15 protein-coding genes are annotated in these 14,614 nt (G+C 70.9%); 12 read left to right on the top strand and 3 right to left on the bottom strand.

The genetic code is table 11. The features are described from left to right. The first annotated feature begins 7 nt into the window (after window positions 1–7). The 4 genes from M8J73_RS07885 to M8J73_RS07870 all read left to right on the top strand — a co-directional run bounded on the left by M8J73_RS07885 (window position 8) and on the right by M8J73_RS07870 (window position 4,401). Window positions 8–1,165: an NAD(P)/FAD-dependent oxidoreductase gene (locus M8J73_RS07885; protein WP_249828390.1), complete on the top strand. Its 1,158-nt coding sequence runs from the start codon at window positions 8–10 to the stop codon at window positions 1,163–1,165. 103 nt (window positions 1,166–1,268) lie between these two features. Further along, complete coding sequence (locus tag M8J73_RS07880) at window positions 1,269–1,970, top strand: TetR/AcrR family transcriptional regulator C-terminal domain-containing protein (RefSeq protein ID WP_055542535.1); 702 nt, start codon at window positions 1,269–1,271, stop codon at window positions 1,968–1,970. Between the two features lie 128 nt (window positions 1,971–2,098). Then, on the top strand, window positions 2,099–3,088 hold the full coding sequence (locus M8J73_RS07875; RefSeq protein ID WP_055542536.1) for an NAD(P)-dependent alcohol dehydrogenase: 990 nt from the start codon (window positions 2,099–2,101) through the stop codon (window positions 3,086–3,088). A 128-nt stretch (window positions 3,089–3,216) separates the two neighbouring features. After that, on the top strand, window positions 3,217–4,401 hold the full coding sequence (locus tag M8J73_RS07870; protein WP_079055175.1) for a serine hydrolase domain-containing protein: 1,185 nt from the start codon (window positions 3,217–3,219) through the stop codon (window positions 4,399–4,401). 46 nt (window positions 4,402–4,447) lie between these two features. Here M8J73_RS07870 and M8J73_RS07865 read toward each other — a convergent pair whose 3' ends face one another. Then, window positions 4,448–4,885 carry an Lrp/AsnC family transcriptional regulator gene (locus tag M8J73_RS07865; RefSeq protein WP_055542067.1) on the bottom strand — a complete coding sequence of 146 codons (438 nt, stop codon included), beginning with the start codon at window positions 4,883–4,885 and terminating at the stop codon, window positions 4,448–4,450. Window positions 4,886–5,051: 166 nt separating this feature from the next. Between M8J73_RS07865 and M8J73_RS07860 the strand changes: the two genes are divergently transcribed. After that, a complete protein-coding gene (locus tag M8J73_RS07860) occupies window positions 5,052–6,326 on the top strand; it encodes an ArgE/DapE family deacylase (protein WP_055542068.1) in 1,275 nt (424 codons plus the stop codon). A gap of 166 nt (window positions 6,327–6,492) precedes the next feature. Next, a complete protein-coding gene (locus M8J73_RS07855) occupies window positions 6,493–6,693 on the top strand; it encodes a hypothetical protein (RefSeq protein WP_169797931.1) in 201 nt (66 codons plus the stop codon). A 37-nt stretch (window positions 6,694–6,730) separates the two neighbouring features. Here the strand turns inward: M8J73_RS07855 and M8J73_RS07850 are convergent, their stop codons facing one another. Next, window positions 6,731–7,327 carry a GNAT family N-acetyltransferase gene (locus tag M8J73_RS07850; protein WP_055542070.1) on the bottom strand — a complete coding sequence of 199 codons (597 nt, stop codon included), beginning with the start codon at window positions 7,325–7,327 and terminating at the stop codon, window positions 6,731–6,733. A 274-nt stretch (window positions 7,328–7,601) separates the two neighbouring features. Here M8J73_RS07850 and M8J73_RS07845 point away from each other — a divergent pair, with 274 nt between their 5' ends. The 3 genes from M8J73_RS07845 (at window position 7,602) to M8J73_RS07835 (ending at window position 10,688) form a co-directional block, all read left to right on the top strand. Beyond that, window positions 7,602–8,882: a serine hydrolase domain-containing protein gene (locus M8J73_RS07845; RefSeq protein WP_249828389.1), complete on the top strand. Its 1,281-nt coding sequence runs from the start codon at window positions 7,602–7,604 to the stop codon at window positions 8,880–8,882. Window positions 8,883–9,005: 123 nt separating this feature from the next. Further along, window positions 9,006–9,995, top strand: a complete 990-nt coding sequence (locus M8J73_RS07840) for a BtrH N-terminal domain-containing protein (RefSeq protein ID WP_055541267.1) — start codon at window positions 9,006–9,008, stop codon at window positions 9,993–9,995. Window positions 9,996–10,124: 129 nt separating this feature from the next. Beyond that, the gene (locus M8J73_RS07835) at window positions 10,125–10,688 is read left to right on the top strand and encodes a dihydrofolate reductase family protein (RefSeq protein WP_055541268.1); all 564 of its coding nucleotides are present in this window, start codon (window positions 10,125–10,127) and stop codon (window positions 10,686–10,688) included. On the opposite strand, the gene M8J73_RS07830 is transcribed toward M8J73_RS07835, so the two are convergent. After that, window positions 10,645–11,616, bottom strand: a complete 972-nt coding sequence (locus M8J73_RS07830; RefSeq protein WP_079055098.1) for a LysR family transcriptional regulator — start codon at window positions 11,614–11,616, stop codon at window positions 10,645–10,647. The genes M8J73_RS07835 and M8J73_RS07830 overlap by 44 nt on opposite strands. Window positions 11,617–11,726: 110 nt before the next feature. On the opposite strand from M8J73_RS07830, the gene M8J73_RS07825 reads away from it, so the two are divergent. The 3 genes from M8J73_RS07825 (at window position 11,727) to M8J73_RS07815 (ending at window position 14,593) form a co-directional block, all read left to right on the top strand. After that, window positions 11,727–12,671, top strand: coding sequence for a PhzF family phenazine biosynthesis isomerase (locus tag M8J73_RS07825; protein ID WP_249828388.1), 945 nt, complete (start codon window positions 11,727–11,729; stop codon window positions 12,669–12,671). Window positions 12,672–12,835: 164 nt separating this feature from the next. Then, entirely contained in the window at window positions 12,836–13,552 is a 717-nt protein-coding gene (locus M8J73_RS44725; protein WP_274757683.1) for a hypothetical protein, read from the top strand. A gap of 216 nt (window positions 13,553–13,768) precedes the next feature. Further along, window positions 13,769–14,593, top strand: coding sequence for a phytoene/squalene synthase family protein (locus M8J73_RS07815; RefSeq protein WP_308408337.1), 825 nt, complete (start codon window positions 13,769–13,771; stop codon window positions 14,591–14,593). Window positions 14,594–14,614 lie beyond the last annotated feature (21 nt).

Below are 14,614 nucleotides of genomic sequence, written 5' to 3'. Positions count from 1 at the left end.
ACCACCCATGGACCTGCTCGTCGTGGGCGGAGGACCGGCAGGCCTGGCCAGCGCCCTGCACGCGGCCCGCGCCGGGCTCGACGTCGCCGTGTGGGAGCAACGCGCGGGCACCGTCGACAAGGCGTGCGGTGAAGGGCTGATGCCCGGCGCCGTCACCGCCCTGGCGGCGCTCGGCCTGGACCCGCCCGGCAAGGCCCTGCGCGGCATCCGCTATGTGGCCGAACGGCACCGGGTCGACGCGGACTTCGCGGCGGGCCCCGGCCGGGGCGTCCGTCGTACGACGCTGCACGCGGCGCTGCGGGAGGCGGTGCTCGACGCTGGCGTACGGATCGAGCAGCGCACCGCGCGTCGCGTCGAACAGGACGACGACGGTGTGCGGGTCGACGGCACCCGTGCCGCCCATCTGGTCGCGGCGGACGGCCTGCACTCGCCGATCCGCCGGGCCCTGGGGCTCGACCGGCCACGCCGGATCCGCTCGCGACACGGGGCGGGGGACGGATCGGGGCGCGGGGCGGGGGACGCATCGGGAAGCACGGCGGGGGACGGATCGGGGCGCGGGGCGGGGCGGGGATCGCGGCACGGGTTGCGGCGCCACTACCAACTCGCCCCGTGGAGCGATCACGTCGAGGTGCACTGGGCTCCGCGCGCAGAGGCCTATGTGACCCCGGTGGCCGACGATCTCGTGGGCGTCGCGGTGCTCACCGCCGCCCGTGGATCCTTCGACGACCATCTCGCCGCCTTCCCCGAACTGCGGGAGCGGCTGGCCGGGTCCGCCCCGGCCGGGCCGGTACGGGGGGCGGGCCCGCTGCGCCAGGACGCGAGCGCGCGTACCGCCGGGCGCGTGCTGCTCGTCGGCGATGCCGCCGGTTATGTCGACGCCCTGACCGGGGAAGGCATCGCGTTGGCGCTCGCGCAGGCGCAGGCGGCCGTCCGGGCCGTCGTCGAAGGTGACGTGGCCGGCTACGAACGGGAGTGGCGTCGGCTCACGCGGCGCTACCGGTGGCTGACCCACGCGCTGCTCGGCGCGACGCGGGTGCCCCCGGTTCGCGGGGCGCTCGTGCCTCTCGCTCAGCGGCTGCCGTGGCTGTTCACCGCCGCCGTGGACGTACTGGCCGCACCGGTCCGGGGAGATCGGGCCGAAGTCCTGGGCCCGACCCGGATGTGACGCGTCAACCTGTACCTTCGTCATCGGAAGGCATCGTCGGCTCCGGGCCTTGTCCGGACGAGAGGGAGCCTTGTCCGGACGAGAGGGAGTCGTGGAGAGAACCATGCAGGCCGGCTACGCCGGGCGCTCTCGCGCGCCTCTGAGCACGGAGCGGGTTCTGGGCGCCGCCGTCGCCCTGGCCGACGAGGGCGGAGTGGACGCGCTGAGCATGCGCAGGATCGCGCAGTCCCTCGGTGTCGTACCCATGGCCCTCTACAAGCACGTGGCCAACAAGAACGAGTTGCTGGACGGCATGATCGACGCTGTTGTCCGGGAGATCGACCCGCCGGCCCGCGACACCGACTGGAAGACCACCGTTCGCGGGCGCGTGCTGTCGGCCCGCCGCATGCTGCTGCGCCACCCGTGGGCGGCCCAGGTCATCGAGTCGCGCGTCAAGGCGCGGACCACTCCGACCCCCGCGGTCATGGAGTACCTGGACTCGATGATCGGGGTCTTCCGGGACGGGGGGTTCTCGCTCGACCTCGTCCATCACGCCCTGCACGTCATGGGCAGCCGCCTGCTGGGGTTCTCCCAGGAGCTGTTCGAGGACACCCCCTCCCGCCCAGGGGCCGACCGTGAACCGGATCCGGACGCGATGTCGCCGGAGGCGATGGCCGCGCGCTACCCCCACGTCGCCGCACTGGCCATGGCGGTCACGCACGACACGGACTCTGTCGTCGGATCAGGCTGTGACGACCAGTTCGAGTTCGAGTTCGCCCTGGACCTGACGCTGGACGGCCTGGAGCGGCTGCTCCGTACGCCCTGACCGGCCGACGCGCTCCCCTTCTCCTCACCTCCGGCCGCATTTTCCCTTGACGGGTGTACGCCGTACACCTACCTTTCCGTCATCAGGCCCATGGGTGTACGGCGTACACCTGACATCAGGGAGGCACCGTGAAGGCGATCGTTCAGGAGCGGTTCGGCCCGCCGGAGACGCTGCGGTCGGCAGACGTGGACCGGCCCGAGATCCGGGCCACCGAGGTGCTGGTGCGGGTGCGTGCCGCCGCGCTCAACCCCTATGACTGGCACATGCTGCGGGGCGACCCGTACGTGGCGCGGCTGGTGGGAGGTGTGGGGCTGACCCGGCCGAAGTACCCGGTGGCCGGTATCGACGCGGCCGGAGAGGTTGTGGCGGTCGGCGCCGAGGTACGCGAACTGCGGCCCGGCGACGAGGTGTTGGGGTTCTGCCCGGGCGCCTTCGCGGAGTACGCGCGCACCACCGCGGACCTGCTGGTGCCGAAGCCGTCCGCCCTGACCTTCGAGGAGGCCGCGGCCGTGCCGATGGGGGCGGTGACCGCCCTGCGCGGCATCCGCACCGTGGGCCGGGTGCGGGCCGGACAGCGTGTGCTGATCAATGGGGCCGCCGGTGGCGTGGGCACGTTCGCCGTGCAGATCGCCGCGGCGTCGGACGCGGAGGTGACAGGGGTGTGCAGCGGCCGTAACGCCGACCTGGTGCGCTCCTTGGGCGCGGTGCATGTCGTCGACTACGGCCGGGAGGACTTCACCGACCGGCGCGGGCAGTACGACGTGATCCTGGACAACGTGGGCAACCGCCCGCTGAGCCGGCTGCGCGGGGCGCTCACCCCGACAGGAGTTCTGGTCGCCAACGGCGGTGGCTCGCCCGGCCACGTGTTCGGGGCGATGGGTTCCATGCTGCGGCTGAGCGCGGTCAACGCCGTCGTCCGGCAGCGGCTCCGGCCGATCCTCCCGTCCGCCCCGGCCGGGCCGACCCACGAGGACCTGCTCGCCGTCGCGGCACTCATCGAGGCGGGACAGCTCCGTCCGGTCGTCGACCGGGCGTACCGGCTGGAGGACACCGCCGAGGGCGTGCGCCACGTGGAGGAGGGACACGCGCGCGGCAAGGCCGTGGTCAGGGTGGCGTGAGGGGGCGGGGAGGGTGAGGCGGGCCGGGGTCGGGCAGCCAAGCGGGTTGTACGATCGTCGCGTCGGCCTCATGGACGTCCCGTGGCGAACTCGCGGGCCCGTTGTCGGCAGCTACGCGAGGACTCCGCATGAGGCTGCCCGCATTCCGTGCCCCTGTCGTGTGCGCATTGTCTTACGCGCTGGTGCTGGCCCTGGTCGGCTGCAGTATCCGCAGCGGGGCCGAGGAAGTCCGCCGACGCCCGCCGAGCACCGGTTCTCCCTCCACCCCGACGCCGGATCCCACGGACGATGCCATCCAGGCGATCCTCGACAAGTCCCTCCCCCGCGACGGGAGCGGTACGGTGATCGCCGCCCGCGGCGGTGAGATCACGCACTGCGCGGGCTACGGGACGGCCGATCGGGCCCACGGCACCCCGGCGACCTGCGACACGGTGTACGACCTCATGTCGATGACCAAGTCGTTCACGGCGGTGGCGATCATGAAGTTGCGGATGGCGGGAAAGCTGCGGGTCAGCGACAGGATCAGCGAGTTCGTCGGACATGTCCCCGCGGACAAGCGCGCGATCACGATCCACCACTTGCTCACCCACACCTCCGGCCTGCCCGAGGCCCTGGGGGACGACTACGATCCGGTCTCCCGCCAGGAGATGATCGACGGCGCGGTCACGTCCGAGCTGGTCGCCCCGCCCGGCACGAAGTTCTCCTACTCCAACCTCGGGTACAGCCTGCTGGCCGCCATCATCGAGAGCGCCTCCGGCATGGACTACGAGCACTTCCTGGCGGAGCAGATCTTCGCTCCCGCCGGCATGAAGGACACCGGCTACGTCCTGCCGCGCTGGGACACGGAGCGGATCGCGGTCGAGTACGACGAACGGGGCGTCTCCCAGGGGCGGCCGCTGGATCATCGATGGGCCGCCGACGGCCCGTACTGGAACCTGCGCGGCAACGGCGGTCTGCTGTCCACCGCCCGCGACATGTACCGCTTCCACCGCGCCCTGGCCGACGGCACGCTCCTGGATCGCGACGCGCGGACCGCGATGTTCACGGCCCACTCCCCCACCGGCCTGCCCGGCTACGACGGCTACGCCATCGGCTACGGGTGGGTCGTCATGCCCGACAGGAGCCTCGCGACCCACTCCGGCGGCAACGACTGGTCCTACGGCGTGAACGTACACGCCGTGCGCGGCGACCTGATGGTGTTCTGGATCAGCAACCAGGCGGTACGGGACGGGGAATGGGACCTCCAGGAGGTCGCCCGCTCCCTCACGACCCAACTGATCAAGCAGCTCCGAGGCGACTCGGGTGGCCGGTGAGTTCCGCCGGCCGTCCCAAGATCTGTGACTGATCCCCTGGTGTCGATCACACGCGAGGCCGGTTCAACAGCCGGGAGAGCACGATGGCGCTCTCGGTCCGTTCGACAGGAGCGGTGGCCCGCACACGTTGGATGGCCTGTTCCAGGTGGGTGATGTCCCTGGCCAGCATATGGACGACAGCGTCGGCGGCGCCGGAAACGGTACAGGCCTCGACGACCTCGGGGATGTCCTCCAGGGCTTGGCACAGTTCGGCGGGGGTGGGATTGCCGGTGCAGTAGACCTCGACGAAAGCCTCGGTATGCCAGGCCAACGCCTGCGGATCGATGAGAGCGGTGAACCCGCGGATCGCGCCGGTGGCCACCAGCCGGTCGAGACGCCGCTTGGCGGCGGGCGCGGACAGCCCGGCCGCCTTGCCGATCTCGGCGTACGTGGCACGTCCGTCGTGTAGCACGCAGCGGATGATCGCCTCATCGATGGCGTCCATGACCTCACTCCCGACTCAGAGCCTGCGACGGCGCAAGAAGTAGCCATGAACCCGCTGACATTGCAAGAAAGCGACAGTCGAGAGCAGCAAATGGCGATTGCTTGCGTGGTGCGCCGAACATAGTCTCCGGCTTGTCCTGATGTCACATGCCGGGAGCAGTGTTGAGATGACAGCGAGCCTGAGCGATGTGGAAGCCTCGGCACTGGCCTCGGTGGACGAGGCGGCCATCGCCCGGCTGCTGCTGGAACTTCTGGCTGTCCCGAGCGTGACGGGGAGCGCCGCGGAGTCCGAGCTTCAGCACGTCCTGGCCCGGCATCTGGAACGGATGGACCTCGATGTCGATCTGTGGTCCATGAACCTGCCCGAGCTTCGTGCCCACCCCCACTTTCCCGGCAGCGAGGCCCCTCGCACGGAGGCGTGGGGCCTGGTGGCCGGCACGCGGCCCCAGAGCGACGGGCCGACCCTGGTCCTCCAGGGGCACGTCGACGTCGTCCCTTCCGGGGACCTGGCGCAGTGGGAGGGTGACCCCTTCCGTCCCCGGATCACCGGCGACGTGGTGCACGCACGAGGAGCGTGCGACATGAAGGCGGGGGTGGTGGCGATACTCGCCACCGTGGCCGCGATACGGGCGGCGGGCGCGAGGCTGCGCGGCCAGGTGTCCGCGCACCTTGTCGTCAGCGAAGAGGACGGAGGACTCGGAGCGTTCGGCACCCTCCAACGCGGCCACACCGGTGACGCCTGCATCATCACCGAACCGACCAGCGGCGCGCTCATGACTGCCAACGCCGGCGCCCTGACCTTTCGCGTCGAGGTACCCGGCCGGGCCACCCACGGCAGCACCAGATACGTGGGAGTGAGCGCCATCGACGCATACCTGCCCATCCACCGCGCGCTCGCTCATCTGGAAGCCCGCCGCAACGCCGACGCCGACCCGCTCATGTCCGACTATCCCATCCCCTACCCGCTGTCCGTCGGCACCGTCCATTCCGGCGGCTGGGCCAGCAGTGTGCCGGACCTGTTGGTGGTCGAAGGAAGACTGGGCGTCCGGCTGGGCGAGGATCCGGCCCAGGCGCGCACCGAACTGGAGGCGTGCGTGGCCGAAGCCTGCGCGGCCGACCCCTGGCTGCGTTCCCACCCCGCCACGGTGACGTGGCCCGGTGGACAGTTCGCCAGCGGACGGCTGTCGGCCGGGCATCCGCTCGCTGCCCGGGTCGGCGACGCGCACGCCGACGTCACCAGCGGTCCGCGACCTTCTGAGCGAGGCGCCCCTTATGGCAGTGACCTGCGACTGTACTCCGGGGCCGGCATCCCCACGCTGCAGTACGGCCCCGGCGACGTACGCCACGCGCACGGTCCGCTGGAACAGGTCAGCGTGAGCGAAGTCGTCACCGTCACCCGGGCACTGGTGCTCGCCACCCTGCGCACTGTCGGCACCGAGTAAGAGCTCCTTCGACCTGCCCGAGTTCGGCGGGAGTCGCGTGTTACCCGGGGAGATGCCGGGTATCACTTCCGGGCGGTGGCGGGTCCGCCCGCCTCCGGGAGGGGGTGCCATGGCCGGCAGAAATCGGGGTCGGGTTCTGAACAAGAACCGTGTCATAGGTCTGCTCATGGCCGTGTCCACGATCGTGGCTGCGATCCCACTGGGCGTTCTGGCGTTCGCCGATCACACGCTCTGGGCGTACGGCCTCTTCGAACTACTGCTAGGCGTCCTGATCTTCGGTGTCGCCATGCTGATCATGGGGGATCACTTCGAGGAGTCCGGGGGCGAGACCAACGGGAACGACGGAGTCGGCCTCGGAGGCCTGTAGGGCTCGGCGCGTTGGTGGCGAGACGGGGAGCGTGGTGTCAGGTCGGCTCGGGCACCGTCAGCCGCATCACCCACCGCCATTTCGCGATCTTGCGTTGGCGGACGAACCCGAAGCCCGCGTACAGGTCTTCGGGGCCCGTCTGGAAGTAGGCACCGCGCTGTGGCGGTCGACCCTTGGACTGTTCCGGGTAGGCCTCGACCGTTCCCCCGCCCGCCGCCGCGATCGCCTCCAGCGCGGCGCCGACCGCGGCGCGGGCCACTCCCTGTCCACGGTGCCTTGAGGCAGTGAAGACGCAACCGATCCGCCAGTCGGGTAGATGGTCGAGGTCTCTGGCGTAGGCGGCGGCGTTCTTGATGGTGGGGAGCTCGGCCGGAGGGCCGAACTGGCACCAGCCGACGCACTCGTCGCCGGAGTAGACAAGCACCTGATGGCAGGTACCGCGGTCGACGTGGGCGCGTTTGGCGGTTCTGTTGTCCTCCGGGCTCTTGGCGTTCCGCACCCCCTCCGGGTGGAACGCCATGCACCAGCAACCGCCCCACACCCCGTTGTGCTTCTCCACGAGGGCCGCGAAGTCACCCCAGGTCTCGGAGGTGAGCAGCCGACTCGTGTACGTGGGTGCGTGCCCTGCCGTCATCACCGCATCATCGGACGTCACTTCGGTACCGGCAAGTGGGTGGATCGGCTCCTGGGACGCGATGCGGCTCCGTTCCGCGGGCTCCGCCCAGCGATCGGCGGGCTACGGACTTCGGCTCCGGCTCCTGCTCCTGCTCCGGCCGGCAATCTGCGGGCTGCTGGCCGCGCTCTCCCCACTCCCCCGTGTGTCACGATCACGCGCCTGACGGGTGATCTTCCCGCGGTTCCGTGTCGGGCCGGCCGTCGGCGTGGTGGTCGACCTCGATACTCCGCCCATGAGATCAGCCCGTTCACCCCGGCCACGGCTCGCCGCGGTCACCGCTCTGGCCGCGCTCCTCGCCCTCGGCGCCCCGGCCACCGCAGTCGGCACCACAGCCCGCACCACCACGTCCAGCGGCACGGCCGCCCGCACGGCCCCAGGCGCGGCGGAACGCGACGGTCATCGCCGGGCCTGCGTCAGTTCCCCGGCCCCCGGGCGCGGCAAGGCACGCGACATCCGTCGGATCGCTGAGAAGGCACAGGCCGAATCGGGGCTCAAGTCCGTGATCCTGCGGGTCACGCTCGGCGGCCGCGAGATCATCACCACCGCGCTCGGCGAATCGATGACAGGGGTTCCGGCGCGGCCCGCCATGCATTTCCGCAACGGCAACATCGCCATCAGCTACATGGGCACAGCCCTGCTGCGGCTGGTGGACCAGGGCCGGGTACGCCTCGACGACCCCGTCGCACAGTGGCTGCCCGACCTCAAGGACGGCGAGCGGATCACGCTCCGCATGCTGGCGTCGTCGACGACCGGGCTCGCCGACTACGTCACCGCGCCGGGATTCGCCCAGACCCTCGCCGCCACCCCGTTCCGTCAGTGGACGGCCAGGGAACTGGTGGACGTCTCCACCAGTCGGCCGCGCTGGTACCGGCCGGGCACCAACTGGAACTACTCGCACGCCAACTTCGTGCTGCTCGGCGCCGCCCTGGAGAAGATCACCGGGACCCGTCTGGACGTCCTCCTCGAACAGGAGGTCATGGGGCCGCTCGGGCTGCGTGAGACCCGTAACAGCTTCACGCCCGAGATCCCCGAACCCGTCCTGCACGCCTTCACGTCCGGCCGGGGCACCTACGAGGAGTCCACCTTCTGGAACCCCTCCTGGACCACGGCCCCCGGCGCCGTGCAGACGACCGACATCTGCGACCTCGCCCGTTCCGCGACCGGCATCGGCTCCGGCGCGCTCCTCTCCGCCGATGCCCACCGGGAGCTCCTGGACCCCGGCACCGTGGGTCTGGGCAAGCCGACCCGGACCTGCCCAGGGGCCATCTGCCTCGCCAACACGAAGAAGACCCACTACGGGATGGGCGTCCTCGTCCTCGGGGACTGGGTCGCCCAGCACCCCCTCTTCTTCGGGTACTCCGCGTCGCAGGCCTACCTGCCCGACCAGGATCTCGCCATCGCCGTCGCCACCACACAAGGGCCCACAAGTCCCGACGGCCACACCGCTCACACCATTGTCCAGCGCATCGCCGCCGCCCTCACCCCCGACCACCCCATCCCCAACTACCCGTAGGCCGGGGAAGAGTGGGGGAGGTCGGGAGCGACGGGAGCGGGGACGGACAGGGGTAACGTGTCGGACGCCGGACCAGACGGCCGGTGATCCGGTCCGCCCCCAACCTCCCTGGGAGTACCCCCCATGACCATGGTCGACGGCGTCGACGCCCGGGGTATGCAGCACTGCGAGACCACCACGCTCGCGGTGCTGCTGCGTCATCAAGGACTCGATCTGTCCGAAGCCATGCTCTTCGGGCTCGGTGCCGGGCTGTCCTTCATCTACTGGGACAGCAAAAGCATGGACTTCCCCTTCCTCGGGGGGCGTGTCAAACCCTTCACTCTCACCACCGGCCTCGCGGACATGCTGGGGCTGGAACTCCAGGTGAAGGAGACCACCTCGCCCCGCAAGGCATGGGAGAACGTGACGGCCGACGTCGAGGCAGGCCGGCCCGTAGGACTGCAACTCGACAGCTATCACCTCGACTACTTCACCTCGCGCGTGCACTTCGGCGGGCACATCGTCGCCCTGTACGGCTACGACGAGCAGCACGCCCATCTCGTCGACACGGCCCCGCAGGGCGGCGCGGTGACCACCAGCCTGGACGGTCTCGCCCGGGCCCGGGCGGAACGCGGGCCGATGACCGCGAGGCACCGCTCCTTCACCCTCACCGTTCCGGCGGACGCCGCCCCACCCCGGGACCGGATCGTCCCGGCCATCACGGCCTGCGCCGAAGCCTTCCTCGACCCGCCCATCGCCAACCTGGGCCACCGGGGCATCGAGAAGGCCGGCAAGCTGGTCCCCACCTGGCTCCGGCGGAGCGACGATCCCGAGCGCGATCTGCCGCAGGCGGCCCTGCTGATGGAGAAGGCCGGTACCGGCGGTGCCCTCTTCCGCAACCTCTACCGCGACTTCCTCGCCGAATGCGCCGAGCAGATCGACAGCCCGCACCTGCGCACGGGGCACGCGCTGTACGCGGAAGCCGCCGGGCTGTGGACGCACACCGCGGCACTCGTCACCCGAGCCGGGCAGACCCGCGACGCCCAGTACCTCGTCCAGGCCGGCACCCAACTGCGTGAACTCGCGGGGATGGAACGCGAAGCCATGCAGGCGCTCAGTCGTCTGGAGCCCTGAACGCGCTCCCGGCTCACCGGCGTTCTTCACGAGCACCGGCGGTGCGGAGTACGGCACCCGACGGTGCGTCGTACGACATACGGCGGCGGGCGGTCGTACCGTCGGACGCGTCACCGAGGAGGACTTCTGATGCGCAGAGTGACCTATTCGATGAACATCTCGCTCGACGGGTACATCGTCGGCCCGGACGGCGGAATGGACTGGGCTCCGCCCGACGAAGAGGTCTTCCGTTCCTGGATCGACGAGATCCGAGGGGTCGGCACCCATCTGCTGGGGCGGCGGCTGTACGAGACGATGCTGTACTGGGAGACCGCCGACGAGGATCCCTCGCTCGACGAGTCGAAGCGCGAATGGATCGCGCTCTGGAACCCGCTTCCCAAGGTGGTGTTCTCCACCACGCTGTCGACGGTGCAGGGCCATGCCCGCCTGGCCTCGGGCGGTCTGGCGGAGGAGATCGAGCGGCTGCGGGCCGAGCCGGGGACGGGTGACATCGCGATCGGCGGCGCGACGCTCGCCGCCGAGGCCGCCGAGCAGGGGCTGATCGACGAGTACCGGGCCAGGGTCTACCCGGTGCTGGTCGGGGGTGGCATCTCCTTCTTCCCCCAGCACGAGCGGCACGTGGATCTCGAACTCCTCGACACCCGCATCTTCACTTCGAAGGTCGTCTACCTCCGCTACCGCGTGGTGCGGTGAGAGTCGCCCCCGGCGTCTCCCCGCCCGCCCACTGCCGCGTCATCTCCTCCGCGAGAGCCTCCGCGGCCGGCGATGTCCACCGCCTGTGGTGGCGGGCCAGCCGTACGGGCACATCGCGGAAGTCCGGCGCCGGTACGCGCGCCAGTCTGCCCTGCCGCACCTGCTCCTCCACGCTCGTCAGCGGCAGCAGGGTCAGCCCCAGTCCGGCGGCGGCGCACGAGCGGGCCGCGTCGACGCCGCCGAACCGGGTCAGCCGGGGCCGGGCGTCCGGCACGGCGAGCAGCCGCCGTTCCAGTGCGTCGCTGTACGAGCAGCCCTCCTCCAGCAGGAAGAAGGTCTCCTTCGCCAACCGCTCCCAGGTCGGTGCGTGTTCGCGTTCCGCAAGGGGGTGCCCGGAGGCGCAGACGAGGGCGAGTTCCTCATGCGCCACCGTCTCGGCAGCGACGTCCGGAAAGGGCAGCTCCGCCTCCTCCTCCAGCAGCAGCGCCAGATCCAGCCGCCCGGACCGCAGTCCCTCCACGCATTCGCCCGTTCCGGCCGCGTACAGGTCGACGTCCACCTCGGGATGGCGGGTGCGCAGTGCGACGATCACCGAGGGCATCCTGGTCGCGCACAGCGACTCGGGGGTGCCGACTCGCACCCGCCCCCGTACGACCCCGTCACCGTCCTCGCCGGCCCCCGCACCACCGTTGCGGAGCCGGGCCACGGCGTCGAGCACTTCCTGTGCTCCTTCGAGACGTCGTCGCCCGGACTCGGTGAGCAGCGTTCCGGTCGGCAACCGGTCGAACAACCGGGTGCCCCACTCCCGCTCCAGCGTGCGGATGTGAACGGTGACCGTGGACTGGGCGAGATGCAACTCGGCTGCGGCCGCGGTGAAGTTGCCGGTCCGGGCGAGCGTGAGGAAGGTCTGCAGAAGTCGGGTGTCCACGCGGCCAGGGTAGGTGCTTGCGGCGCTGCCTGCAGCTATGTGGTTCTTCGATGGGTTCGATCGGTGATGATCGTTGGACGCGATCGGTGGGGTGCTGGCAGCTTGGGAGCATGAGCAGCGACGCGTACGACAAGAACGGTGTGATCGGCACGAGTGCGGGGGCCGAGGGGGCAGAACGAGCCGAGGGGACGGAACGGGCCGAGGGGGCGGCCGGGGTTCTGCGGTACTCCGCCTTCACCGACGACCCGGCAGGTGGCAATCCGGCCGGGGTGGTCCTCGACGCCTCCGCGCTCGACGACGCGGCGATGCTGGCGATCGCCGCCGAGGTCGGGTACTCGGAGACGGCCTTCGTCACCGCCGGCGACGCGTCCGCGCGCCGCTTCCGGGTCCGTTACTTCAGTCCGCTCGCCGAGGTGGCGTTCTGCGGTCACGCGACGGTGGCCCTTGCCGTGGCCCTCGCGGAACGGATGGGCGCGGGCGATCTCCTCTTCGACACGCCCGTCGGCGAGATTCCCGTCGTCACGGCGATCGACCCCGCCGACGGCATGGCCCGCGCGACTCTCACCAGCGTGCCGGCCCACTCCCGCCCGGCCACGCCGAGTGAACTGGAAGAGGCTCTCGAAGCCCTGCGCTGGTCCGTGGAGGACCTGGACGCCGCCCTGCCTCCCCATGTGGCGTTCGGCGGCAACGAGCACCTCGTCCTCGCCGCTGCCTCCAGGGCCCGCCTCGCCGACCTGGACTACGACTTCGACGGCCTCGCCGATGTGATGCGCCGCTACGGCTGGACGACGGTCCACCTGGTGTGGCGCGAGTCGCCGTACCTCTTCCACGCGCGCGACCCGTTCCCCGTGGGCGGGGTCGTCGAGGACCCGGCGACCGGCGCGGCCGCGGCGGCCTTCGGCGGCTATCTGCGTGCCCTCGGCCTGATCACCGCCCCGTCCACGATCGGCATCCGTCAGGGCGAGGACATGGGTCGCCCGAGCGACCTGCGGATCGACGTGTCCGCCGAGGACGGCCGCGTCCGCGTCACGGGCGGGGCGGTGCCCATCGGGTGAGCCCGCCACCTGTGTCGGGTGAGGGTGACACCGGCTGCGGCCGGTCTGCGGGCGGCGTGCAGAATCTAGCCAGGACGCGCACCTGCCGATGGCTGGAACTCGTCCCTTGTACCCGAGCCGACGAGGCTCGCAGAGCACTCGAACCACGAAGTGGGGGGCGGAACATGAACCTGACGCCGAGGGAGAGCCGACGCAGACCCGGCGCCGTCCGGACAGCCGTGTTGAGCGTGTGCGCCGCTGCGGCGCTGGGCCTGACCGGTTGCTCCGGGGGCGGGGGCACGGACGATGCCGGCGACGACGCGCAGCCGAGCGTGACGGCGACGAGCGGCGCCGGTGGCAAGGGGGACAAGAAGGGGACGAACGCCGGTACGACGGCGGGAGGAAAGTCCGACACGAAGGCATCCGCGGGCGGGGGCTCGGGTGCGGACAGCGGCGGCAAGTCGGGCGGGGGGACTTCGGCCACCTCGAAGCCGTCCGAGCCCGCCACGACAGGGTCCGGGGGCGGCGGGGGCGGCTCCGACGAGGGTGACGACTGCGACCACAAGATGCCCATCTCCCCCGACGAGATCGCGGTCTACCGCTACACGCCCGAAGGGGGGTCCTTGAGCCTGATCGTGAAGCACGGCAACTGGGGATGCGGCACCCCCGACTCGGACGGGGCGCCGTTCGAGACGGTCGGCAAGGAGACGTACATCCCGATGGACCAGGCCGCGTACGTCACCGTGACCAACCCCATTGTCGAAAGCACCACGAACCAGAAGATCGGCGTCCAGGAGTTCCTCGACTGGCTCGACGCGAACCCGAACTCGGGGCTCGTCTTCACGTACCACCTGGGCGACAACGGGGCCATCGACCGTCTCGAAGAGGTCTTCACCCCGTAGGAGCCGACCGGTCGAACAACGCAGGCGCGTTGGCCGGGACGGGGCCGGCCAACGACAGTACTCGCGCGGCGGGCAGCGCCCTGGAGCGGGCCACGGTGCTCCAGATCCGTGACCGGCGCATACGATCTGTGGATGGGTTTGTGGGAGCGGAGTCTTGATGCTGCGGGGGTTCGGGGAACCCGGTTGCGTGGGGATTATGGGGCGCAACGGAGCGTCGTGGCTCGTTTTCGGCGGGCTTCCTATGTGGCGGCCCGGCTGCTGCTGCCGCCGTACCTGGTGCCCCATGTAGTGGCTGCCACGGCCGTGATGCATCACGGGGACAATCTGCTGGACACCGGGACCCGGGCGCAGCGTGCGGCGGCGTGGGCGAGCTGGGAGGGGCGGGTTCGGCGGGCGTTGGAGACGGGCGTCGGCGACGACCCCCTGATGCGGACCCTGGTGCACACCATGGAGACGTATCCGCGGCTTCGCGGTGTGGTGGAGACGTATCTGTCCACGGCCACCGCCGAGTTGGAGTTCGACGGCTTCGCCACCGAGACGGATTTCCAGGCGTACGTGGACGCCTACTCGCTGCCGGGCTTCATGCTCGTCGCCTCCTTGGTCGGACCGGACGCCGACGACGGGTCGTTCCGGGCGGGGTGCCGGACGTTCATCGAGGCGGGCCAGCGGCTCGACTTCGTCAACGACCTCGCGGAGGACCTGCGGGAGGGGCGGCTCGGCGTGCCGATGGAGACGCTCAAGCGGTTCTCCGTCAGCGTGGAGGATCTCGCGGCGGGGCGTGAGTCCGCCGGTGTACGGGAGTTGGTGGAGGAGCAGGTGCGGGCGGCCCGTGCCGGGCTGTTGGCCTCCCGAGAGCTGTCGGCCCTGGTCCCCGGGCCCAGCCGGGCGTTGGTGGAGGCGCTCGTGGAGATCGAGTTGCTGACCGCCGACTCGGCGCTGCGGCGGGGGGCCGCGCTGCTGCGTGGCTCGGCGTCCCCGCCTCCTCTGGGCGCCCTGCGGGTGTTGGCCCGCGGCTGTCGGAGGGCTCGCGCGGAACGTTGAGTCGTCCGGCCCGGGCCCTGC

Origin of the sequence: Streptomyces neyagawaensis (genome assembly GCF_023516595.1) — a bacterium.
GTDB classification, from domain to species: Bacteria; Actinomycetota; Actinomycetes; order Streptomycetales; family Streptomycetaceae; genus Streptomyces; species Streptomyces neyagawaensis.
Note: the sequence above shows the minus strand (reverse complement) of the source record. Positions and strands in the feature narration are given on the sequence as shown.

Bases quoted from the DNA above. Each gene is read 5' to 3' on its own strand.
- M8J73_RS07885 (WP_249828390.1), top strand. From the start codon at position 8: ATGGACCTGCTCGTCGTGGGCGGAGGACCGGCAGGCCTGGCCAGCGCC.
- M8J73_RS07880 (WP_055542535.1), top strand. From the start codon at position 1,269: ATGCAGGCCGGCTACGCCGGGCGCTCTCGCGCGCCTCTGAGCACGGAG.
- M8J73_RS07870 (WP_079055175.1), top strand. From the start codon at position 3,217: ATGAGGCTGCCCGCATTCCGTGCCCCTGTCGTGTGCGCATTGTCTTAC.
- M8J73_RS07865 (WP_055542067.1), bottom strand. From the start codon at position 4,885: ATGGACGCCATCGATGAGGCGATCATCCGCTGCGTGCTACACGACGGA.
- M8J73_RS07860 (WP_055542068.1), top strand. From the start codon at position 5,052: ATGACAGCGAGCCTGAGCGATGTGGAAGCCTCGGCACTGGCCTCGGTG.
- M8J73_RS07855 (WP_169797931.1), top strand. From the start codon at position 6,493: ATGGCCGTGTCCACGATCGTGGCTGCGATCCCACTGGGCGTTCTGGCG.
- M8J73_RS07850 (WP_055542070.1), bottom strand. From the start codon at position 7,327: ATGACGGCAGGGCACGCACCCACGTACACGAGTCGGCTGCTCACCTCC.
- M8J73_RS07845 (WP_249828389.1), top strand. From the start codon at position 7,602: ATGAGATCAGCCCGTTCACCCCGGCCACGGCTCGCCGCGGTCACCGCT.
- M8J73_RS07840 (WP_055541267.1), top strand. From the start codon at position 9,006: ATGACCATGGTCGACGGCGTCGACGCCCGGGGTATGCAGCACTGCGAG.
- M8J73_RS07835 (WP_055541268.1), top strand. From the start codon at position 10,125: ATGCGCAGAGTGACCTATTCGATGAACATCTCGCTCGACGGGTACATC.
- M8J73_RS07825 (WP_249828388.1), top strand. From the start codon at position 11,727: ATGAGCAGCGACGCGTACGACAAGAACGGTGTGATCGGCACGAGTGCG.
- M8J73_RS44725 (WP_274757683.1), top strand. From the start codon at position 12,836: ATGAACCTGACGCCGAGGGAGAGCCGACGCAGACCCGGCGCCGTCCGG.